The following is a 20914-nucleotide window of genomic DNA, read 5'->3' as shown; positions in this document are numbered from 1 at the left end:
GTCCTTTGTCTATTTGTGTTTGAGCATGGAGTTGAGCAGCCGGCCCAGGATGCCGACGAACAGCAGCGGCGGCAGCGCCAGCAGCACGGTGGAGGCGTTGACCACGCCCCACGGCACTTCCTGGCCCATCGAGGTGAAGGCCGAGGCGATCACCGGCAAGGTCACGCTTTTCGATGACGTCAGCGCCAGCGCGATCATCAGTTCGTTCCAGACCAGCACGAAGCTGAAGACGATGCCGCCCATCAGGGTTTTCGAGGCCACCGGCAGGGCCACCTTCCAGAACACCTGGTAGGGGCCATAGCCGTCCAGCGCGGCCGCTTCCTCGATCTCTTTCGGGATGCGCGCAAAGGCGGGAATCGACAGCCAGATAATGGTCGACAGGGTCACCAGCAGATACGTCACCACCATCGACAGGCGAGAGTCGTACAGGCCCAGGTCGATCCAGATCGAGATCAGCGGTATCGCCACGGCCACCGGCGGCAGGAAGCGCAGCGAGAGCAGGAAGAACTGGATATCCTTCTTGGCCGGCACCGGATAGCGGGCGATCGCATACGCGGCCGGCACGCCCAGCACGGCGCCGAGCAGCACGGCGATGCCGACGATGGCCACGCTGTTGCCCAGGCCCGTGAGGACTTCGGGGCTGGCCAGCACCTGCCGGTAATTGGCCAGGGTCGGGCTGAAGATAAAGCGCGGCACCGGCGTGACGATGTCCATCAGATCCTTGAAGGAATTGAGCACGGCCCACAGGATGGGGAACAGCGCCACCAGCACGATGGCGGTCGTGATGGCGGTGGTGGCAACGCGGTCCGCGCCGCGCGTCAAAGTCAGTTTTCCCATTTGGCGACCCGTTTCCACAGCAAGGTAAAGATGATGGTGGTGGCGATCATCATCAGCACGGCCATGCTGGACGCATACGAGATCTTGCCCATCAGGCCGATCCCCTGCGCATACGCATACATGTCCAGCGTTTCGGTGGCGATGCCGGGGCCGCCCTTGGTCATCACGTAGATCAGGTCGAACGAACGCAGCGACTCGACCATCTTGATGAACACCAGGCTCATGATCGGCACCTTGAGCATGGGCAGCGCGATATACGCATATACCTGCAAGGTAGACGCGTAATCGAGGCGGGCCGCCTCCAGCGGTTCGGGCGGCAGCGTTTCCAGCAGTTTCAGGATCACGGCGCCGAAGAACAGGCCCCACTGCCAGATATCGACCAGCGCCACCGCATACAGCGCCGTGGCCGGATCGGACAGCAGCGCCGTGCCGCCCAGGCCCACGCATTCGAGCATCCAGTTGAGGATGCCCATCAGCGGCGAGTACATGAACTTCCAGATAAACGCGGCCGACACGCGCGGCAGCAGCACCGGCACGATCAGCAGCAGCGCGATCACGTCACGCGTGCGGCCCTTCACTTTTTCGAACAGGAACACGGCCAGCAGCACGCCGACAATCAGCGAACCGGCGACGGTCACCACTTCCCACACGGCCGAGACCTGCACGGCGTTCATGAAGCGGCGGTCGCCAAACAGGCGAATGAAATTGGCCAGCCCCACGTATTCGCTGTCGCGGTAGCGCAGCACGCGGTTTTGCAGGGCCAGGTTGATGGCGGCAATGGTGGGCACCAGGCCCAGCACCAGCAATACCAGCAGCGGCAGCGTGAGGAACACCGCTGGCAGCCAGGTATGGCGTTTTTTTCGGATGGAGTGCGGCATAAGTGGTGACTTTCAGGCGAGAAGATGCAAGCGCTGGCTTTAGCACAAACGCAAGAGCTGGGGTCAGACCCGCCGGGTCTGCCCCCTGATTTCAGCTGCTGGGGATCGTCAGCGCTATCGGCTTATTTACGCTTCTTCGCCCGCGCCATCACATCGGTCGCATACTCGTTCGCCTCGTCGAGCGCGCTTTGCACGTCGCCGCGGGTGCCGGTAAACACTTCTTCCAGCACCACGCCCAGGTTGTCGCCAATGTCCGGCCACTCGGGGCTAGGCCAGATGGTGACGCGCGAGACCGGCGTGGTGTCGGTCAGGCCGGCCTGGATCTGCGGCTTGACGTGCTTGCGGAAGTAGTCGCTGTTGATGGTGCTGCTGCGGTTGTAGTCGCTGAAGACGTTGTCCTTCAGGCGCGCCTGTTCCTGCTCCTTGCCGGTGGCAAACGCGATGAACTTGCCGGCTGCCTGGCGCGTGCATTCGTCTTTCGCGCCCGAGGTGGAAATGGCCAGGCCGTGGCCGTAGGCGGCCGAGGCCAGCGGCGCCGGCGGGCGCACATAGCCGACCTTGTCGACCACCGAGGATTTTTTCGGGTCTTCCATCCAGTCGGCGAACGGCGTCGACTCGATCATGAAGGCGACCTTGCCCGACCTGAACGCTTCGAGCGCATTGCTCCAGTCATAGGTGGCGCCACCGGGCGGCGCGTACTTGAACAGGTCGCGATAGAGGATGGTGGCTTTCACGGCCTGCGCCGAATTGAAGCTTGGTACGCCATTGTTTTCCCACTTGCCGCCGGCAGCGAGCATGAACGGCGCCCAGCGCCAGACATTCATGCCCGAGCCGCGCTGGCCACGCGCGGCCCAGCCATAAACACTCGGAGGACTATGCATTTTTTTCACTGCCGCCACCAGTTCGTCGAGCGTCTTCGGCACGGCGATGCCGGCCTTTTCCAGCAGGTCGCGGCGGTAGAACAGGAAGTCGCTGCCGCCGATCAGCGGTGCGAAATAGGCCACGCCGTTGTACGAAGCGACGGCGCGGCGGCCCGGCAGGAAATCGTCGTAGTCGGCCTCTTTCGGCAGGTATTTGAGCAGTGGCACCACCCAGCCGGCGGTGGCAAATTCGGCCACATTGGCTTCGTCGATGTAATACACCTGGTAGGAGCCGGCCTTGGTGGAAGCGTCGAGCCTGGCCTTGGAGCGGCGGTCGTTCTCGCCGAAATAGCTGATTTGCACCTTGGTGCCGCTGGCCTTTTCATAATCGGCCAGGGTCTTTTCCATCACGGTGAGGCCCAGGCTTTTTTGCGCCAGTACCTTGAGCACGGGCACCTTGCAGCTTTGCGCCGAGGCGTCGGCAAACCCGGCGGACATGAGGGCGCCCCATGCGATAGCAGTCATGATTTTCATAACACGTCTCCATTTTTATAGTCCGGCGGTTTTCCACCGGTGACACCACTATAAAAACAAAGACGGCCCGCCACCACTGCAAAAGCGGCCAGTTTTCAAATACTATTTTTCAGCAAGACGACCTCCATGCCGGCCGCGCCGTACTGATATTTTTCGGCCAGAACAATATATAAATCCGCTTGATTTATCAATTAACCGAGAGTATATTTGCCTCGGGTACCGCCACTTGGCGGCCGCCCCCAGGCCGAGGCACTCGCCCTCCCGGTAAAAAACAAGAGATTCTGGAGACAACACAATGAACGTCAAACAATGCATCGCGCTGGCTATCCTGACGGCAGCCGGCGGCGCCGCCATGGCCGAAGAACCGATCGTCGGCCTGATCACCAAGACCGATACCAACCCCTTCTTCGTGAAGATGAAGGAAGGCGCGCAGCAACGCGCAAAACTGAAAGGCGCCAAGCTGTTGACGGCGGCCGGACGCGCCGATGGCGACAACGCCGGCCAGGTCACGGCGATTGAAAACATGGTGGCCGCCGGCGCCAAGGCGATCATGATCACCCCCAGCGATTCGAAAGCCATCGTGCCGGCCATCAAGAAGGCGCGTGCCGCCGGCGTGCTGGTGATTGCCCTCGACAGCCCGACCGAGCCGCAGGACGCGACCGACGCGCTGTTCGCCACCGACAACTACAAGGCCGGCACGCTGATCGGCCAGTACGCCAAGGCGGCCTTCGCCGGCAAGCCTGCCAAGATCGCCATGCTGGACCTGTTCCCGGGCCATCCGGTGGGGATTGCCCGCCACAACGGTTTCCTGGCCGGTTTCGGCGCGCCGGGCATCAGCGCCAAGACGGTCGCACCGGCGAAAACCGCCGACGTGGTGTGCATGGCCGACAGCTTCGGCGACCAGGGCAAGGGCCAGACGGCGATGGAAAACTGCCTGCAGAAAAATCCTGACATCAATCTGGTGTACACCATCAACGAACCGGCCGCCGCCGGTGCCTACAAGGCGCTCAAGGCCCTGGGCAAGGAAAAGAACGTGATGATCGTCTCGGTCGACGGCGGCTGCGCCGGCGTGCGCGACGTCAAGGCAGGCGTCATCGCGGCGACCTCGCAGCAGTATCCGCTGAACATGGCGGGCCTGGGCGTCGAAGCCGGCGTCGAGTACGCCAAGAACGGGAAGAAGGCCAGCGGCTACGTCGACACCGGCGTCACCCTGATCAGCGACAAGCAGCAGCCGGGCGTCGCGAGCCGCGACACGGCGTTCGGCCTGAACGCCTGCTGGGGTAAATAAGCCCACGCCGGCGGCCGCGTTCGGCAAGGCTGCGTGCCTTGCCGGCGCGCGGCCGCCTGCGCGCCCTCTTTTCCCCTCTTGAATATGGATAACAGATGAGTTCCACCGTTCCAACATTTATGCCGCCACTCTCGAAACTGGGCCCGGTCATTGCCCTGCTCGCCGCCTGCGCATTCTTCGCGTCGCAAAGCGACCGCTTCCTCAGCAGCCAGAATTTTTCCCTGATTTTGCAGCAGGTCATGGTCGTCGGCATCATCGCCATCGGCCAGACCCTGATCATCCTGACCGCCGGCATCGACCTGTCCTGCGGCATGGCGATGGCGCTGGGCTCGGTCATCATGACCAAATTCGCCGTCGACCTCGGCATGAACCCGTATCTCGCGGTATTGTGCGGCATCGCCGTCACCGTGCTGATCGGCTTCATCAACGGCGCGCTGGTCACCTCGATCAAGCTGCCGGCGTTTATCGTCACGCTGGGCACGATGAACATTGCCTTCGCCGTCACGCAGTTGTACTCGCAGGCCCAGACCGTCACCGGCCTGCCGGAAGCGATGGGTTTTTTCGGCAACACCTTCCAGCTCGGCCAGGCCACCTTCACCTACGGCACCGTGCTGATGCTGGGCATGTACGTGCTGACCTGGCTGTACCTGCGCGAGACGGCGCCCGGCCGCCACCTCTATGCCGTCGGCAACAATCCGGAGGCGGCCCGCCTGACCGGCATCGCCACGAATAAAGTGCTGCTGGGCGTCTACATGATCGCCGGGATGTGCTACGGCATCGCCGCGCTGATGTCGGTGGCGCGCATGGGCGTGGGCGACCCGCAGGGCGGCCAGACCGACAACCTCGACAGCATCACCGCGGTCGTGCTCGGCGGCACCAGCCTGTTCGGCGGGCGCGGTTCGATCATGGGCACCCTGGTCGGCGTGCTGATCGTCGGCGTGTTCCGCAACGGCCTGACCTTGATGGGCGTGTCCTCGGTGTACCAGATCCTGGTGACGGGCATCCTGGTCATTCTGGCAGTGGCAACCGATCAACTGACACACAAGAAAGGTTGATGAGCATGACGACACATGTACAACCCGTATTCCAGGCCCGCGGCCTGGTCAAGCGCTACGGCAGCGTGACCGCCCTCGACGGCACCGATTTTGATTTGCTGCCGGGCGAGATACTCGCCGTGATCGGCGACAACGGCGCCGGCAAGTCCTCGCTGATCAAGGCCCTGTCGGGCGCCCTGGTACCCGACGCGGGCGAGATGCTGCTTGACGGCAAGCCGGTTCATCTCAAGTCGCCGATCGACGCCCGCCGCTACGGCATCGAAACGGTGTACCAGGACCTGGCGGTGGCGCCCGCCATGACGATCGCCGAGAACCTGTTCCTCGGCCGCGAACTGCTGCGCAAGGGCATGCTGTCACGGTTCCTGCGCCTGATCGACAAGAAGCGCATGCTGGCCGAAGCGGAAGCCCATATGCGCGATTTGAAGATCGGCATCCGTTCGATGAAGCAAGCCGTCGGCACCCTGTCGGGCGGCCAGCGCCAGGGCGTGGCCGTGGCGCGCAGCACGGCGTTTGCCAAGCACGTCGTGATCCTCGACGAACCAACTGCCGCGCTCGGCGTAAAGGAGGGCAATATGGTGCTGGAACTGATACGCAATGTGCGCGACCGCGGCCTGCCGGTGATCTTGATCAGCCACAACATGCCGCACGTGTTCGAGATCGCCGACCGCATCCACGTCCAGCGCCTGGGCAAGCGCGTCGCCGTCCTCGACCCGAAGCACATCAGCATGTCCGACACGGTGGCGGTGATGACGGGCGCGAAGAGCGCCGAAGACTTTCCGGAGGAAGCCCATGCTTAAGGGAATCGATCCGCTGCTCAGCCCGGAATTGCTGAAGATCCTGTGCGAAATGGGGCATGGCGAGGAAATCGTGCTGGTCGACGCCAACTTCACCAGCCAGACTTTGGGCCAGGGCAAGCCGCTGGTGCGCCTGCCCGGCATCGACCTGCAGCGCGCCAGCGCGGCGCTGCTGTCGGTGTTTCCGCTCGACGCCATGGTCGACCAGCCGGTTGCCTTCATGAAGGTATGCAACACCGCCGACGGCTATCTGTCGGCGCTGCAGCGCACCATGCTCGAGCAGATCGCCGCCACCGGCGCCGCCACGCCGGCGCAATGCGAGGCGGTCGAGCGCTTCGCCTTTTACGAACGCGTCAAGGGCGCCTACGCCATCGTGCAGACCGGCGAAATGCAACCGTACGCCAATTTCCTGTTCAAGAAGGGCGTGATCAGCGAGGCGCTGGCGGCCTGATTCCGGCTGGCTGCGCGCTTTACACCTGTTTCACTGGCGGGGCGTCGGATCTGTAATAAAATATCCTTCTTACGCCTGTAGAAATCGGACCCACCCCCACCATGTCAGACAGCTTTACCGTATCGTCCGCGCCGCCGGCGGCCATCGACGATGTTCAATGGCTGCAGCCGCGCGGCTCGAACCAGATGGGCATGAGCCAGTTCAACGAGCGGGTGGTGCTGCAGGCGGTGCGCTTGCACGGCAGCATGCCCAAGGCCGACCTGGCCCGGCTGACCAACCTGAGCACGCAAACGGTTTCCCTGATCATCAACCGCCTGCTCGGGGAGGGCCTGGTCAGCAAGCGCGCGCCGGTGCGCGGCAAGGTCGGCCAGCCGTCGGTGCCGATCATGCTCAATCCGGACGGCGCCTTCTCGATCGGCATCAAGATCGGCCGGCGCAGCCTCGACGTGTTGCTGGTCGACTTCGTCGGCAAGACGCGCGAGCGCCTGTCGCTGTCCTATCCATTTCCCGTCGCCGACACCGTGTTCGGCCAGATCGCGTCGGCGCTGCACAGCATGGCCGCGCGGCTGGGACCGAAGTTGCTGCCGCGCCTGTGCGGCGTCGGCATCGCCGCGCCGCTGGGCCTGGGCGGCTGGCAGAATCTGCTCGAGATGGCGCCGGAGCAAGCCAACGAGTGGGACCACATCGACATCCGCCAGCGCGTGCAGGCGATGACGGCGTTGCCGGTCGAGTTCGCCAAGGACACGTCCGCCGCCTGCGTCGCCGAACTGGTGCTCGGGCGCGGGCGCAGCATCAAGAACTTCCTGTACGTCTTCGTCGACATCTTTATCGGCGGCGGCCTGGTCATCAACAGCCATTTGCACGGCGGCCTGCACGGCAACGCCGGCGCGGTCGGCTCCTTGCCGCTCGGCATGGCCACGCCCGGCGCCAAAAACCCGCCGGGCCAGTTGCTGGGCGACGCCTCCCTGTTCAACCTCGAGCAATTGTTCACCCTGGCCGGGCTGGACCCGGCCGCCGCCCACGACGGGCGCGCGCTGCAGGAACCGTTCGTCACGCACACCGCGGCCTGGCTCGACGACGCGGCGCGGGCGATTGCGCTGAGCATCAACAGCGCCACCTGCCTGCTCGACCTGGAGGGGGTGATTATCGACGGCTCCTTCGACCGCGGCCTGCTCGATCAGTTGCTGGCCCAGGTCGAACGCGCGCTGGAATGCTATAGCTGGGAGGGCATCGCCCGGCCGCAGGTGCTCGGCGGCACCGTCGGCTCCGACGCGCGGGCCGTCGGCGGCGCCTTCCTCCCCCTGTACGCGCATTTCGCGCCGGACCGCGACCTGTTCCTCAAGTAAAGGCTCTGTCGCGTTGCTCCCCAGGCGCTCTTGATCTTGAACACCTCGGTTTACCTGATCGGCCTGCCGACGAGCGCCAATGCGACAGAACCACCTGAACAAACTAGTCCGGCTCGCGAGGCTTCAACTTCAACACCAACAACCTGCCGGTGGCTTGTGGTACTTTTCAAGCGGTCATTTGAGGAAAAAACAGGGTGATTGCATGAAGGCAGGACGAGTGGCATGAAAGGGGACAGCCATGGATTGCGAGCACGTTTGCAAATGGCGTAAGCAGTGCCGTCCGCCAGTTGCGGCGAATTCGAACCGGTACCGAATGCGGGCATGCCCGTTTTCAAACGCAAATCACTCCGCTCAGTGCTGAGCAATACGCGGCGATTGGTTTCAGATTGGAATGATCTTCACTATCATTTGCTTTGATGTCTGCAAATCGAGAGCGTACGCATACACTTCCTGGTTCAATGTGTCACCACAAAAAACGCCGGAGGCACCCATCCCGCCTTTCAAGGATTGCAGTTTACCCAAATCGGTCGCGGACAGGCCCACTTCCGAGGTGCTAAGGTAAGAGCGCGGAGTCGGCGCGGGTCCGCTATCGATGTCCATATACGCCATACCATGCGAGGTGAAGATGTCGTTCTTGCTGAGGCAGAACAACGGCCCCAGAACAGCAGAAATTCCCCCGCTTACTTGGGCATAGGTGGACAGCGAATCGTTGTTGAGCCGGTAAATGGTGTTACCAGCGCCTACCCAGATCGAGCCCAATCCTGCCTTGATGACGGTAATGCGGCCGGGGAGTGTCCAACTGGTGACCTGGCCCTGCGGTGTCACGCGCACTAGGTCGCTGCCGCTGCTGGCGAACAGCACGACATCATCGTCCATCGACGCGGCGGCGGTTTCACCCAAATAGGCCATCTTCGTTTGCGCTATCAGACGATAGCTGGCTTTTGCATTGCTGGCGCTGCTGCTTGTCGATTTGAGCCAGACGTCACCGGATAAGGTAATGACCCAGTTTAGCGCACTGGTGCTGCGTGCGCCGGCGGGAACAATGGCTTCGATACCGATGTCGTCGATGCCCTTGATATTGGCGAATCCAAACATATTCCTGACCGTGGAACGGTCAAAACCTGCCCAATAGACGTCCGAGCCAGCGGTGGCCCCATTGAGGGGCGGCGCGAAGACCGCCCCGGTGACTGAGAGTGCTCTACTCAGCCAACCGGCGGTGCCGGAACTTACTTCATATTTTTCGATTGTATCCATCCCATTCTCAGAATTCTTGCGTAGATATAGCCCGCTCGATGTCGCGAACAGATCCGAACGGTCCGCGGCTTCGGCGATATAGTCGATCTGCGCGATGCGCCCCGCTGCCGGCGTGGCCGGCGAGGTCACCGTTGGCGATGACGTGCTACCGGTACCGGCTCCACCGCCGCATCCGGTCATATTCAATCCCAGCCCGAGGGAGAGCAGGAAGGCAAGCGTAGAGTGTGAGCGCATGGTCTTGTTCGCAGTCTAAAATAAATTTCGATAGGCTACTTTAATGACAAATTTTTAGAATCTCGTCCCGTAAATGGGGTATGTCGTTCAATAATCACTGGCAGCCGAGATGTTTGCGGACTTGGCACTTATCGGGCTTGTCCAGATCGCACATGCACGTCCTGACTGGTCGCAGGCAGGCGCAAGGCCAGGTCGAATACCGCAAGATAAACGGGAGCCTGGAACGCCAAGGCAGAACGGCTGAAGAACATGGAAAGAATACCCACATGATGGCGTTAAAAGTGTATATTTAACAACCCCAGAATAGCAATGGTGCCATATGCAAGCTATAGACTTTGATGCTGTTGTTGGTACCATCTATGATGCCGTGACGTCCGCTGCGGGGTTCCAGCAATGTATCGACAAGCTTGTCGATACATTTGAACTGAAGGCGGCCATGCTCTTTACACACAACATCCTGAATGGTGATTCAAAGGGTATGTGGCAGAGGGGCATGGAGCGCCGATGGCTTGAGAACTATGCGATTGAATTTGGCAAAGAAGACATGCTCGCAAGTCACCTTGCCACATCAGATATTGCCAAATTTTATGCTACGAATGTTCACCTGTCCGCTGCGGACTATACCAGTACCCGTTTCTTTCGCGAGTGGGTTATGCCTCAAGGGATTGCCTGCGCAGCCGGAGCAATCGTTCTGAAGGAAGGAGTATGGTGCACACAAGTCGTGATGCAACGCTCACGACTTCAGCCGCCGTTTAGTCAAGTTGAGCTCGATGTTTTCAACCGTATTATCGTCCACTTGCAGCGTGCTGTGCAAATGCGTCAGCGCTTCATTGAACTGCAGATCGGACAGAGCTTGTTCACTGCCGGTCTTGATATCCTTGCCATGCCATCAATTATGTTTGATGAGTCCGGCTGCGTCGCATATCACAATCAGGCGGCAAAGGCGATGCTTGACCAGCGAACGTGGTTCTGGATGGAGGAGCGCCATCTTTGTACCAATAATTTGGCACTGACGAAGCAAATTAACCTGGAGGTGATAGTCGCCGTGAGCGCAAGCCGCGGCAGCGACAACGCCGTCCCGGGGGTGGTAATTGTTCCGCGCCATCGATTGCCATCCCTGACACTGATGATCACGCCGGTCCTGCCAGTCGCTTCGGGCCTGCGCGGCGCGGCCATCTTGTTTATTTATGACTCAATGAGCATCCCACAGGCCACGGCGAAAATGGTAGCACGCCTGTTTTCGCTGACTGTTGCCGAATCAGAATTGGTCGTCGCGCTATGTGCGGGCAATACCTTGGAAGAGGCTGCTTCAGGTCGCGACACCTCAATCCATACAGTACGCAGCCAGCTGAAAAGCATTTTCAACAAGACGGGCACCCATCGCCAAGTAGACTTGATGGCCTTGGTGTTATCGAGCCCGGCGTATTTTATCGCTCATTCGCAGCATCGGCATTGCTGATGCGGTGGGCCAGCCATCTTTTGCAAATCGAAAATATGCTTTCGAGAGGATAACTTCCTTTTACTTGTGGACATCTACATCCTTCTCAGCGCCTTATCCCTTCAATATTTGGTGTTCCCCACAGCATGCAGGAACTAAAAAAACTCTTGCGATAGATATTGATATCCTTGCCAGCGATGGGCTGGCGCGAAAAACGTTCGAAGCGCAAACCGAGCTTGTTGATCAGATTGATCGAGGGCTGGTTCTGCGGCGACACCAGGCCATACACCGCAGGCAGGCGCAGCACCTCGCGTGCATGGCGCAGCACGCCGGATGCCGCTTCCCAGGCCAGGCCCTGGCCGCAATACGCGGGCAGCAGGGCGTAGCCGATATCGGGGCCGGGCATGGTGGCGCGCTTGATCAGGCCGCACATGCCGATCGCCACGCCGTCAGCGCGGTGTTCGACGATGTAGAAGGAGTAGCCCAGCTCGCGCTGCTGCGTGATCGGGCCCTGCTCCAGCGCCGCGCGGGCGGCGTCCACCGTATGGATGTGGCGGTCGCCGATGGTGGCCAGCCACGTCGGCTCGTTGACCAGGCCGAGGAAAAATGCCGCATCGCCGACGCTGGCGGTGCGCAGCCGCAAACGCGGTGTTTCCATGATCATCATGCCGGCCACTGCATCGGATCGCTGAGCAGCTGGTACATCACATACGCGTCCACATAGCCCAGTTGCGCGTGGCGATACGCCATCGGCAGGGTGCCGACCACCGTAAAGCCCAGCTTTTTCCACAAGGTGACGGCGGCCAGGTTGGTGCTGACGACAAAGTTGAACTGCATCGCCAGGAAACCGGCGCGGCGCGCTTCCTGCATGCAGTGCACGCCCATCATGCGGCCCACGCCCACGCCCTGCGCGGCCGGGTCGACCATGAAGGAGGCATTGGCCACATGGTTGCCGTGGCCAATCTGGTTGGCCACCAGCTTGTACATGCCCAGCAGGCGCTCGCTGCCCATCACGGCAACGAAGCTTTGCACGCCGGGGCCGAACCAGTAGGCGTGGCAGTCCTCGCGCGTGGCGCCGGCATCGAAGGTATAGGTGTCGCCGGCGGCCACCAGGACCTGGAAGATGGCCCACATGGCGTCGAAGTCGGCCTCGACGGCCGGGCGGAGTTCAATTTCTTTCAAGGTGCTGCTCCCGATAACAAGTCATGGCCGATTGTATCAGCGCCCCAGGCGGAAGTTGACCGTTTCGGGCCGGCCCGGCAGTTGCAATCTAGCGCCGGCGCGCGGCGACTCGCTGATGACCTGCCCGCGGCGCAGCACCAGCCGGCGTGCCGCGCGCAGGCGCAGCGCTTCCACGGTGGAGCCGCAATCGAGGATCACCAGGTCGGCATGGCAGCCGGGCGCGATGCCGTAACCGTCCAGGCCCAGGATGGTGGCCGGCGTTTCGGTCACCGCCAGGAAGCAGTCGTGCATGGCTTGCTGGCCAGTCATCTGCGCCACGTGCAGGCCCATGTGCGCCACTTCCAGCATGTCGCCCGAACCCAGGCTGTACCACGGGTCCATCACGCAGTCGTGGCCGAAGGCGACCGGAATGCCGGCGGCCAGCATCTCGGGCACGCGCGTCATGCCGCGCCGTTTCGGATAGCTGTCGTGGCGGCCCTGCAGGGTGATGTTGATGAGCGGGTTGGCGATCGCCGCCACGCCCGCTTCGCGGATCAGGGGCAGCAGCTTGCTCACATAATAATTGTCCATCGAGTGCATGGAGGTGAGGTGCGAGCCCGTCACCCGGCCCTGCATGCCGAGGCGCTGCGCGTGGAAGGCCAGGGTTTCGATATGGCGCGACAGCGGGTCGTCCGATTCGTCGCAATGCATGTCGACCATCAGCCCCTGCTCGCAGGCGTATTCGCACAGCAGGCGCACCGACTCGGCGCCGTCGGCCATGGTGCGCTCGAAATGCGGGATGCCGCCGACCACGTCGACACCCATGGCGATCGCCCGTTTCAGGTTATCGAAGGCGTTCGGGCTGCGCAGGATGCCGTCCTGCGGAAACGCCACCAGCTGCAGGTCCAGATACGGCGCCACCTGGCGTTTGACGTCGAGCAGCGCTTCGACGGCCAGCAGGCGCGGATCGCAGATGTCGACGTGGGAACGGATGGCCAGCAGGCCGCGCGCCACGGCCCAGTCGCAATACTGCAACGCGCGCTCGACCAGCGCCTGCTGGGTCAGCTCGGGCTTCAGCTCGCCCCATAGCGCGATGCCCTCCAGCAAGGTGCCGGACGCGTTGACGCGCGGCAGGCCGTAGCTGAGCGTGGCGTCCATATGGAAGTGGGCGTCGACGAACGGCGGCGTGACGAGGTCGCCCTGCGCATCGATTTCGCGCCCGCCCGTGATGGGCAAGGCGGGCCCGACGGCGGCGATGCGGCCATGCTCGATGGCGATATCGATCGACTTGCGCCCATCGGGCAGGCTGGCGTTGCGGATAACGAGGTCCATGGTTTTCCTGGCAAGAGAGTGGCGGGATGAGGCGGCGGCAGAGCACGATGTTGCACTGCACGAATATAAATTAAAACCAAGGCAACAGCATAAACATAAAACAAGCATCTTGCGCGGCCGCAAATATCCCTGAATAAGGCAAAAGCCGATGGATAGTCATGTGGCACGGCCACCGCACCATTCGAAATAGCTTTCAACCAACACGAATCACCGCTAGAATATTCATATTGCGTTGCATCAAAACAGGCAGGCACAACGCTTAATCATCATCAAAACTCTACAAAACGCGGACAGGATGTGACCAGCGTTTTGCCAGCATTTTAATCCGGACCAAGGAGTAAATATGTTTCCGCTTCCAGAACAGTTATCCAGCGCGGCGAAATCGCAATGGGAAACGCAGTTGCAACTTTTCAATACCCTGAGCCATCAGGCCTTCGATGGCGCCGAAAAAATCATCGCCCTTCACCTCGATGCGAGCAAGGCCGCCATCGCCAGGACGGCGGACACGGCGCAGCACCTGCTGGCGGCGCACGATGCGCGTGAATTCCTCAGCTACAGCACCAGCCAGGCCCAGCCCGGCATCGAGAGCGTGCTGGCCTACAGCCGCCAGCTGTTCGGCATCGCCTCCGGCACCCAGGCGCAATTGCTGGAAGCGGCCAAGGCGAGTATCGCTGGCGCCAGCCCGCTGGCAGCAGCAGCGGCCGCGCCCGCGAGCGCGCCGGCACAGGTCGAGGTGGAGGCCATCGTCGAGGTGCCCGCCGCCGTCGCAGCGCCCGCTCCTGAACCGGTCCCGGTCCCGGTCCCGGTCCCGGAACCAGCCCCGGCCCCGGCCGCCCTCCTGGCCCCCGTCGCCGAGCCGGAAGCGGCCGCGCCAGCGCCATTGCCACTGGCCGCCACCTTGCCGATCGCCGCCTCGGCGCCGGCCGCCATCGCAGCAGCGCCCGCCAAAGCGCCTGCCGCCGTGAAAGCCACGGCCAAGGCGGCGCCGGCACCGGCAAGCAGCAAACCGGCCGTCAAGCAAGGCGGCCCCAGCAAGGCCGTGGTCCAGCCTGCGCCGAAAGGCAAGCGCAAGTAGTCACCAGTCAACCCTGGTGCAGGACCGCAACGGGCTACGGCCCGTTTTTTGCGCGCTTTTGTTGTGTTTTTTGCACGCTACATGCGCCTTGGCGCGCAGCGCGTTTTCCCGCCTTGTTGTATCCTGTGCGAACTTTCCGTCCGCGCGCCTCTTCCGTCCGCCCCGCGACACCCCGCTAACAAACCAACACAAGACAAAGGTAACCATGAGTTTATCGAGGCTCATCGCCGGCTTCGTGCGCCAGCATTGGCCGGCCTACGCCGCCGCCGCCGTCATGCTGACCGGCGTGGCCACATTGACCGTCTGGATACCGCGCCGCATCGGCGCCATCATCGACGCGCTGGCCGCCCACCAGATGAGCATGTCCCAGCTGTGGCTGGAATTGCTGACCCTGCTCGCGGTCGGCGTGGCCATCTATTTCCTGCGCGTGGGCTGGCGCATCACCCTGTTCAAGGCCGCCTATCAGCTGGGCGTGATGCTGCGCACGCGTTTCTACACGCGCATGTCGCAGCAGGGTGCCTCGTTCTACCAGGGCCAGCGCACGGGCGACCTGATGGCGCTGGCCACCAATGATATCGACGCCATCGAAATGGCGGCCGGCGAAGCGATGCTGGCCGGCTTCGACGGCACCCTGACCTTGCTCATGGTACTGGGCATCATGCTGCTGGGCGTGGACTGGCGCCTGGCCTGCATCGCCCTGTTGCCCTTTCCGCTGATGGGACTGGCCTTCTGGCGCATTTCCAGCCATATCCATACGGCATCGACCGATTCGCTGCAACGTTTTTCGGCGCTGAACGACCATGTGCAGGAGTCCTTGTCGGGCGTGCGCACCTTGCGCGCGCTGGGCCTGGAACAGCGCAGCAGCGCGCAGTTTTCCACCCTGGCCGGCCACGCGGCCAACGCCAGCCTGACGGCGCAGCGCTGGGAAGCGGCGTATGAACCGGCCGTCGGCCTGACCCTGACCGCCGCCACCGCCCTGACCCTGGGCCTGGGCGGCTACCTGGTCTGGCACGATCAATTGACCATCGGCGCGCTGACCAGTTTTTCCATGTACCTGGGCCAGCTGATCTGGCCAATGTTCGCGGCCGGCTGGGTGCTGTCGCTGATCGAACGGGGCCGCGCCGCCTGGCAGCGCCTGCAGCCGATGCTGGACGCGCCGCTGGCCATCGACGACCACGGCACCATCGCCACGCTGCCACCCGGCCCCTTGCTGCTGGAGCAGGTCGGCTTTGCCTATGCGGGCCAGACCACGCCCGCGCTGGCCGACATCGCGCTGCGGCTGGAACCGGGCCAGACCCTGGGCCTGGTGGGCCCCACCGGCAGCGGCAAGTCGACCCTGCTGCGCGTGCTGCTGCGCCAGGTCACGCCGCAATCAGGCCAGGCCACCTGGAGCGGGCAGCCGCTGGCCGACTATACCCTGCATGCGCTGCGCGCGGCGATCAGCTGGGTTCCGCAGGAATCGTTTTTGTTTTCGGCGACGATCGCCGACAATATCGCGCTGGCCCGCCCCGGCGCCACGCGCGCCGAAGTGGAACATGCGGCCGAACTGGCCGACATCCACACCGATATTCTGCAGTTCCCCGACGGCTATGAAACCCATGTCGGTGAAAAAGGCATTACCTTGTCTGGTGGCCAGCGCCAGCGCGTGGCGATCGCCCGGGCCCTGTTGGCCGACAACGACCTGCTGCTGCTGGACGACGCCCTGTCGGCCGTCGACACGGGCACCGAGACGCGCATCCTGCAGCACCTGGAAACACTGCGGCGCGCACGCCCCGAGCGCAGCGCCATTATCGCCAGCCACCGCCTGAGCGCCGTCGTCAACGCCGACCTGATCCTGGTCCTGCGCGACGGGCGCATCACGGAAGCGGGCAACCACGAACAACTGCTGCAGCACGATGGCTGGTATGCCAGCCAGTGGCGCTATCAACAACTGGAGGCCAGCCTTGACGCCAACTGACACCGTGCAAGCCAACCCGCAGGACAATGTGCGCCGCCAGGCGATGCAGGCGATCGGCCTGTTGCGCCGCGCCGCCGCGCCCGACCTGCGTCACCTGTACTGGGCCACCTTCTGGCTGATCATCGCCGCCGCGCTGGAAGTGACGGGCCCGATCCTGGGCAAGGCCCTGATCGACCAGCACCTGCTGCCGCGCAACCTGGACTGGACCCGCATGTCGCTGCTGCTGGGCGGCTGTCTGCTGACGGGCTGGATCGCCTCCGGCCTGCGCTACCTGCAGCTGGTGCGTTTGTCGGGCCTGGCGATGCGCTCGGTGCAGCGCCTGCGTGTAACCGTGTACCAGCACGTGCTGCGCCTGCCGATGGCGTTCTTCGACCGCGCCATCACGGGCCAGCTGGTCAGCCGCGTCACCAACGACACCGAGGCCGTGAAGTCCTTGTACGTGCAGGTGCTGTTCGTGATCCTCGACAGCTCCATCGTCCTGATCGGCACCATGGCCGCCATGGCTTTTCTCGACTGGCGGCTGATGCTGATCGTGCTGGCGCTGCTGCCGGCGGTGCTGGTGATCGTCTTCCTGTACCAGCGCTGGAGCGCGCCGGCCGTGACCCGTGCGCGCGCCCTGCGCAGCGAGATCAACGGCCAGATCGCCGAATCGATCGGCGGCATGAGCGTGCTGCAGGCGAACAATGCCGAGCGCCGCTTCGGCCAGCGCTTTGCCGGCATCAACCAGGACCATTACGCGGCGCGCATGCACGAACTGCGCGCCAACGCCTGGCTGCTGCGCCCCGCGCTCGACATGCTCAATATCGTGCTGCTGGCGGTGGTCATCTTCAGCTTCGGCCAGCGCGAGATGGGCGCCGTGGAAGTGGGCGTGCTGTATGCGTTCATCAGTTATATCGCGCGCGTGATCGAGCCGCTGATCCAGATCACCATGCAGTTCAGCCAGCTGCAGCAGTCGGTGGTGGCCACCGCCCGCGTCTCGGCCCTGCTCGACGAGCGCCAGGCGCTGGAACATGCGCCGGGCAAGGCCGCCGGCACAGGCGCCATCGCCCCCACCGCCGGCACGCCGGCGGTGGCCATCGAGCACCTGACATTCGCCTACGTGGAAAACCAGCCGGTGCTGCACGACCTGTCACTGACGATACCGCAAGGCGCCTTCTTCGGCATCGTCGGCCACACGGGCAGCGGCAAGTCCACCCTGCTGTCCCTGCTGCTGCGCTTTTACCCGGTGGCGCAAGGCCGCATCGCCATCAACGGCATGGCCCTGGACGCCATCGACAACGAGCGCTTCCGCGCCGACGTGGGGCTGGTGCCGCAAGACCCCTTCCTGCTGGCCGCGTCGGCGCGCGAAAACATCGACATGGGCCGCGGCTACAGCCAGGCGCAGATCGAGCAGGCGGCGCGCGCGGCGCATGCGCACGACTTCATCGCCGCGCTGGAACACGGCTACGACACGCCGCTGGGCGAAGGCGGCTCGCGGCTGTCGTCGGGCCAGAAGCAGCTGATCGCGATTGCCCGCGCGCTGGCCGGCCAGCCGCGCATCCTGCTGCTGGACGAAGCCACTTCGCGCATCGACAGCCAGACCGAACAGATCGTGCAGCTGGCACTGAACGAATTGCGCGGCAAGGTCACCATCATCGCGATTGCGCACCGGCTGTCGACCATCCGCGACGCCGACACCATCATCGTGCTGAACCACGGCCGCATCACGGAAGCGGGGCCGCACGAGCGGCTGATGCAGTTGGAAGGCGGCTTGTACCAGCGTCTTTATCTGTTGCAACAACTGGCACAATAAAGTGTGCACTTTGCGCAAAATGTAGAGAGCGCTCGGAATTTCTTGATTGCAACAGAATATAATTACTTGCAAACAAGTAGCGAGTCGGGAGCGGGCATTGGCAGGCAGAATGAATTGGTCAGCACGGCAAGGCAGCCGGCGCGCAGCACGGTGGCTGCTGGCGCTGGGCTGCCTGCTGCCCGTGGCCGCTGGTGCCAGCCCCCATTTGCAGCAGCGGCTGGACGCCTTGCGCGAGGAAGGCCGCTTCGTGCCGGAACGCGCCCTGCAGCACCTGAAAGAGATCGAAATCGAGGCCTTCAGTGCGCCGCTGGCGCTGCGCGCCGAATATATCACCCAGCTCAGCAATGCCCATATGCGGCTGGGGCAGAACGATATTGCCCTGCAGCTGACCGAAGACCTGATTCTGGATGCCACCAGGCACAAGAATGACGTGGCGCTGGCCAAGGCCATGCTCAGCAAGGCGTATATCAGTTTTGCCCTGAGCGAGCGGCGCGCCTCCCATTTGTTCGCCTTCGAGGCGGAAACCATCGCCAACCGTACCGACGACTTGCAAGTGCGCGTGCAGGCCACCATCAGCGCCGGCCAGTCGTGGGCCGAGGAAGGCAATTTTCCGCCCGCGCTGGCCAAGTTGCAGACGGCGGTCGACCTGGCGCGCCTGAGCAAGTCGCCCGCCACACTGGCGGCCGCCTTGAATGCCCTGACCCTGCTGTACACGCAGATGCGCGACTATGACAAGGGATTCAAGGTGCTCGACGAATTGCTGGCCGTGGCCGGCAAGCTGGAGTCGCCCGGGCGCCTGGCGCAGGCAAAGAATACCGAGTACGGCCTGGCGCTGGACGCCAGCCAGCCACGCCGCGGCCAGCGCGCCCTGCTCGAAGCGCTGGCGCTGGAGCGCCAGCTGGGTGCCAGGACCATGGTGGCGACCACCCTCGTCAACCTGTCGGACAGCTACCTGAAGCAAGGCGATTTCCAGCGCGCCCTGAGCTACGCCAACGAGGCCATCGCCGCTGCGCGCCTGGTGCGCAATGACGACGTGCAAGCGACGGCGCGCCTGAATATCGGCCAGGCCCTGATCGGCCTGGGCCGCCACGAGGAAGGCAAGCGCAGCGTGGAAACCGGGCTGGCCTATTACGATCTGATGGACAACAAGCCCGACCTGCAAGCGGTGCTGCTGGAATACGGCATGGCGCTGGAAAAAGCCGGCGACATGAAGGGCGCCGTGACGGCCTATCACCGCGAACGCAAGATTTCCAGCCAGCTGTTCGAACAGCAGCGGCAAAAAGCCGTGTATGAATTGCAGGAAAAATACCAGACGGAAAAAAAGCAGCGCCAGATTGAACTGCTGAGCCGTGAAAACCAGGTCAAGAGCGCCGAACTGGACAACCGGCGCCTGCAACAGCGCGTGTGGTGGCTGCTGGCGCTGGTGATGGCGCTGGCGGCCGTCATCGTCGGCCTGCTGTACCGCAAGGTGCGCCACGCGAATGTGCGGTTGAAGGAAAAGAACCAGGAACTGGCGCACCAGAGTTCCCGCGACCCCCTCACCGCCCTGTACAACCGGCGCCACTTCCAGGACTTCATGCGCCGCCACGCGGGCGCGCCGCCGGCGCCTGGCGTGCAGAAGGACAGCGACCTGGTGGGCGCCATGTTCCTGCTCGATGTCGACCATTTCAAGCAGATCAACGATGAGTACGGCCATGCGGCGGGCGACCTGGTGCTGACCACCATCGCCGCCACCCTGCATGAGGTGTTGCGCGAAACCGACATGATCGTGCGCTGGGGCGGCGAAGAGTTCCTCGCCTTCCTGCCATCCGTCACGCGCGGCAGCCTGGACCATATCGCGGCAAGAGTACTGGACGGCATCGCGGCGCAAGGCGTGGTCTACCAGGGCCAGGCCATCCATGTCCACGTGTCGATCGGCTTTGCGCCCTACCCCCTGGCGCCGCTGGGCCAGCCGCTGTCCTGGGAGCGCAGCGTCAACCTGGTCGACATGGCGCTGTACCTGGCCAAGGCGCACGGACGCAACCGCGCGTATGGCGTGCGGGGATTTCAGCAAATGGAAGGCACGACCCTGGAAGTGGTGGAGCAAGACCTGGAACGCGCCTGGCGCGACGGCGTGGTCGACTTGAATGTGGTGCCGGGACCGCAGAACGGGCAGCCGCGCGCGGCCGCCTGAGCGCAGCCACGATGGCCGGGCATGCCGGCCATCGTATCAAAGCTTAGTTTTTGGCGGACTCTTGCATCTTTTCGCCCGCGCGTTCGACTTTCTTGCCGACCGCGTCTGCCGCTTCATTCATTTTCGCGCTGGCGTCAGCGCCGACCTGGTCCATCTTGGCGTTGGTATCGGCGGCGGCCTGGCTCATCTTGGCATCGGCGTTGGCGGCGGCGGCCTTGATATCGGCTTCGGCCTTGGCGGCGGTGGCGTCGATTTGCGCGCCAGCCGTCTCGGCAGGGCCCTTGGTCGACATGTCATCCTTCTTCTGGCAAGCGGCCAGCGCCACGACCATCATGCCGGCGGCACACATCGTCATCAGGTGTTTAGTTGCTTTCATGATATTCCCTTTCATTGTTATCAAAACAAACAGATCAGTCTGTAATATACACCCGGGAATTCTTTTCCAGCGTACGCCA

The 20914-nt window shown here is 63.1% G+C and carries 18 protein-coding genes; 10 read left to right on the top strand and 8 right to left on the bottom strand.

Features of this window, described 5'->3' with window-relative positions; all coding sequences use genetic code 11:
• Positions 1-9: 9 nt before the first annotated feature.
• The 3 genes from ACP7B7_RS19165 to ACP7B7_RS19155 all read right to left on the bottom strand — a co-directional run bounded on the left by ACP7B7_RS19165 (position 10) and on the right by ACP7B7_RS19155 (position 3100).
• Positions 10-837 (bottom strand): carbohydrate ABC transporter permease, encoded by an 828-nt coding sequence (locus ACP7B7_RS19165; protein WP_308924748.1) that lies wholly within the window; start codon positions 835-837, stop codon positions 10-12.
• Entirely contained in the window at positions 825-1715 is an 891-nt protein-coding gene (locus ACP7B7_RS19160) for a carbohydrate ABC transporter permease (protein ID WP_308924747.1), read from the bottom strand. Before ACP7B7_RS19160 ends, ACP7B7_RS19165 begins: the two co-directional genes overlap by 13 nt.
• A gap of 122 nt (positions 1716-1837) precedes the next feature.
• The gene (locus ACP7B7_RS19155; protein ID WP_308924746.1) at positions 1838-3100 is read right to left on the bottom strand and encodes an ABC transporter substrate-binding protein; all 1263 of its coding nucleotides are present in this window, start codon (positions 3098-3100) and stop codon (positions 1838-1840) included.
• Between the two features lie 304 nt (positions 3101-3404).
• Here ACP7B7_RS19155 and ACP7B7_RS19150 point away from each other — a divergent pair, with 304 nt between their 5' ends.
• The 5 genes from ACP7B7_RS19150 to ACP7B7_RS19130 all read left to right on the top strand — a co-directional run bounded on the left by ACP7B7_RS19150 (position 3405) and on the right by ACP7B7_RS19130 (position 8043).
• Entirely contained in the window at positions 3405-4397 is a 993-nt protein-coding gene (locus tag ACP7B7_RS19150; protein ID WP_426077723.1) for a sugar ABC transporter substrate-binding protein, read from the top strand.
• A 95-nt stretch (positions 4398-4492) separates the two neighbouring features.
• The gene (locus tag ACP7B7_RS19145; protein WP_426077722.1) at positions 4493-5452 is read left to right on the top strand and encodes an ABC transporter permease; all 960 of its coding nucleotides are present in this window, start codon (positions 4493-4495) and stop codon (positions 5450-5452) included.
• A complete protein-coding gene (locus ACP7B7_RS19140; RefSeq protein ID WP_426077721.1) occupies positions 5452-6249 on the top strand; it encodes an ATP-binding cassette domain-containing protein in 798 nt (265 codons plus the stop codon). Before ACP7B7_RS19145 ends, ACP7B7_RS19140 begins: the two co-directional genes overlap by 1 nt.
• Positions 6242-6697, top strand: coding sequence for an RbsD/FucU family protein (locus ACP7B7_RS19135; protein ID WP_426077720.1), 456 nt, complete (start codon positions 6242-6244; stop codon positions 6695-6697). Before ACP7B7_RS19140 ends, ACP7B7_RS19135 begins: the two co-directional genes overlap by 8 nt.
• 101 nt (positions 6698-6798) lie before the next feature.
• A complete protein-coding gene (locus ACP7B7_RS19130) occupies positions 6799-8043 on the top strand; it encodes an ROK family transcriptional regulator (protein WP_426077719.1) in 1245 nt (414 codons plus the stop codon).
• 381 nt (positions 8044-8424) lie between these two features.
• On the opposite strand, the gene ACP7B7_RS19125 is transcribed toward ACP7B7_RS19130, so the two are convergent.
• Entirely contained in the window at positions 8425-9531 is a 1107-nt protein-coding gene (locus ACP7B7_RS19125; protein WP_426077718.1) for a hypothetical protein, read from the bottom strand.
• 319 nt (positions 9532-9850) lie between these two features.
• Here ACP7B7_RS19125 and ACP7B7_RS19120 point away from each other — a divergent pair, with 319 nt between their 5' ends.
• On the top strand, positions 9851-10990 hold the full coding sequence (locus tag ACP7B7_RS19120; RefSeq protein ID WP_426077717.1) for a helix-turn-helix transcriptional regulator: 1140 nt from the start codon (positions 9851-9853) through the stop codon (positions 10988-10990).
• An 85-nt stretch (positions 10991-11075) separates the two neighbouring features.
• On the opposite strand, the gene ACP7B7_RS19115 is transcribed toward ACP7B7_RS19120, so the two are convergent.
• Genes ACP7B7_RS19115 through ACP7B7_RS19105 form a run of 3 tightly spaced genes read right to left on the bottom strand, consistent with a single transcriptional unit; the run spans position 11076 to position 13462 of the window.
• The gene (locus tag ACP7B7_RS19115; RefSeq protein ID WP_426077716.1) at positions 11076-11627 is read right to left on the bottom strand and encodes a GNAT family N-acetyltransferase; all 552 of its coding nucleotides are present in this window, start codon (positions 11625-11627) and stop codon (positions 11076-11078) included.
• A 5-nt stretch (positions 11628-11632) separates the two neighbouring features.
• Positions 11633-12151, bottom strand: a complete 519-nt coding sequence (locus ACP7B7_RS19110) for a GNAT family N-acetyltransferase (protein ID WP_308924739.1) — start codon at positions 12149-12151, stop codon at positions 11633-11635.
• A 36-nt stretch (positions 12152-12187) separates the two neighbouring features.
• Positions 12188-13462 (bottom strand): amidohydrolase family protein, encoded by a 1275-nt coding sequence (locus ACP7B7_RS19105; protein WP_426077715.1) that lies wholly within the window; start codon positions 13460-13462, stop codon positions 12188-12190.
• A 343-nt stretch (positions 13463-13805) separates the two neighbouring features.
• Between ACP7B7_RS19105 and ACP7B7_RS19100 the strand changes: the two genes are divergently transcribed.
• From ACP7B7_RS19100 to ACP7B7_RS19085, 4 genes are all read left to right on the top strand, one after another.
• Positions 13806-14537 (top strand): phasin family protein, encoded by a 732-nt coding sequence (locus ACP7B7_RS19100; RefSeq protein ID WP_426077714.1) that lies wholly within the window; start codon positions 13806-13808, stop codon positions 14535-14537.
• A 205-nt stretch (positions 14538-14742) separates the two neighbouring features.
• Positions 14743-16494: an ATP-binding cassette domain-containing protein gene (locus tag ACP7B7_RS19095; protein WP_308924736.1), complete on the top strand. Its 1752-nt coding sequence runs from the start codon at positions 14743-14745 to the stop codon at positions 16492-16494.
• A 43-nt stretch (positions 16495-16537) separates the two neighbouring features.
• Positions 16538-18286, top strand: a complete 1749-nt coding sequence (locus ACP7B7_RS19090; protein ID WP_426077778.1) for an ABC transporter ATP-binding protein — start codon at positions 16538-16540, stop codon at positions 18284-18286.
• Between the two features lie 109 nt (positions 18287-18395).
• Positions 18396-20459 (top strand): tetratricopeptide repeat-containing diguanylate cyclase, encoded by a 2064-nt coding sequence (locus tag ACP7B7_RS19085; protein ID WP_426077713.1) that lies wholly within the window; start codon positions 18396-18398, stop codon positions 20457-20459.
• Positions 20460-20502: 43 nt separating this feature from the next.
• On the opposite strand, the gene ACP7B7_RS19080 is transcribed toward ACP7B7_RS19085, so the two are convergent.
• Positions 20503-20835, bottom strand: coding sequence for an apolipophorin (locus ACP7B7_RS19080; RefSeq protein ID WP_308924734.1), 333 nt, complete (start codon positions 20833-20835; stop codon positions 20503-20505).
• Between the last annotated feature and the right edge of the window lie 79 nt (positions 20836-20914).

The sequence above is a fragment of the Janthinobacterium sp. PSPC3-1 genome, assembly GCF_049896105.1.
GTDB lineage: Bacteria > Pseudomonadota > Gammaproteobacteria > Burkholderiales > Burkholderiaceae_D > Janthinobacterium.
This window is presented reverse-complemented; position numbering and strand designations above follow the sequence as displayed.

Coding starts and splice junctions, on each gene's coding strand:
- ACP7B7_RS19115 (WP_426077716.1), bottom strand. CDS start 11,627: ATGGAAACACCGCGTTTGCGGCTGCGCACCGCCAGCGTCGGCGATGCG.
- ACP7B7_RS19165 (WP_308924748.1), bottom strand. CDS start 837: ATGGGAAAACTGACTTTGACGCGCGGCGCGGACCGCGTTGCCACCACC.
- ACP7B7_RS19120 (WP_426077717.1), top strand. CDS start 9,851: ATGCAAGCTATAGACTTTGATGCTGTTGTTGGTACCATCTATGATGCC.
- ACP7B7_RS19150 (WP_426077723.1), top strand. CDS start 3,405: ATGAACGTCAAACAATGCATCGCGCTGGCTATCCTGACGGCAGCCGGC.
- ACP7B7_RS19155 (WP_308924746.1), bottom strand. CDS start 3,100: ATGACTGCTATCGCATGGGGCGCCCTCATGTCCGCCGGGTTTGCCGAC.
- ACP7B7_RS19130 (WP_426077719.1), top strand. CDS start 6,799: ATGTCAGACAGCTTTACCGTATCGTCCGCGCCGCCGGCGGCCATCGAC.
- ACP7B7_RS19140 (WP_426077721.1), top strand. CDS start 5,452: ATGAGCATGACGACACATGTACAACCCGTATTCCAGGCCCGCGGCCTG.
- ACP7B7_RS19085 (WP_426077713.1), top strand. CDS start 18,396: ATGAATTGGTCAGCACGGCAAGGCAGCCGGCGCGCAGCACGGTGGCTG.
- ACP7B7_RS19145 (WP_426077722.1), top strand. CDS start 4,493: ATGAGTTCCACCGTTCCAACATTTATGCCGCCACTCTCGAAACTGGGC.
- ACP7B7_RS19095 (WP_308924736.1), top strand. CDS start 14,743: ATGAGTTTATCGAGGCTCATCGCCGGCTTCGTGCGCCAGCATTGGCCG.
- ACP7B7_RS19135 (WP_426077720.1), top strand. CDS start 6,242: ATGCTTAAGGGAATCGATCCGCTGCTCAGCCCGGAATTGCTGAAGATC.
- ACP7B7_RS19100 (WP_426077714.1), top strand. CDS start 13,806: ATGTTTCCGCTTCCAGAACAGTTATCCAGCGCGGCGAAATCGCAATGG.
- ACP7B7_RS19160 (WP_308924747.1), bottom strand. CDS start 1,715: ATGCCGCACTCCATCCGAAAAAAACGCCATACCTGGCTGCCAGCGGTG.
- ACP7B7_RS19080 (WP_308924734.1), bottom strand. CDS start 20,835: ATGAAAGCAACTAAACACCTGATGACGATGTGTGCCGCCGGCATGATG.
- ACP7B7_RS19090 (WP_426077778.1), top strand. CDS start 16,538: ATGCAGGCGATCGGCCTGTTGCGCCGCGCCGCCGCGCCCGACCTGCGT.
- ACP7B7_RS19125 (WP_426077718.1), bottom strand. CDS start 9,531: ATGCGCTCACACTCTACGCTTGCCTTCCTGCTCTCCCTCGGGCTGGGA.
- ACP7B7_RS19105 (WP_426077715.1), bottom strand. CDS start 13,462: ATGGACCTCGTTATCCGCAACGCCAGCCTGCCCGATGGGCGCAAGTCG.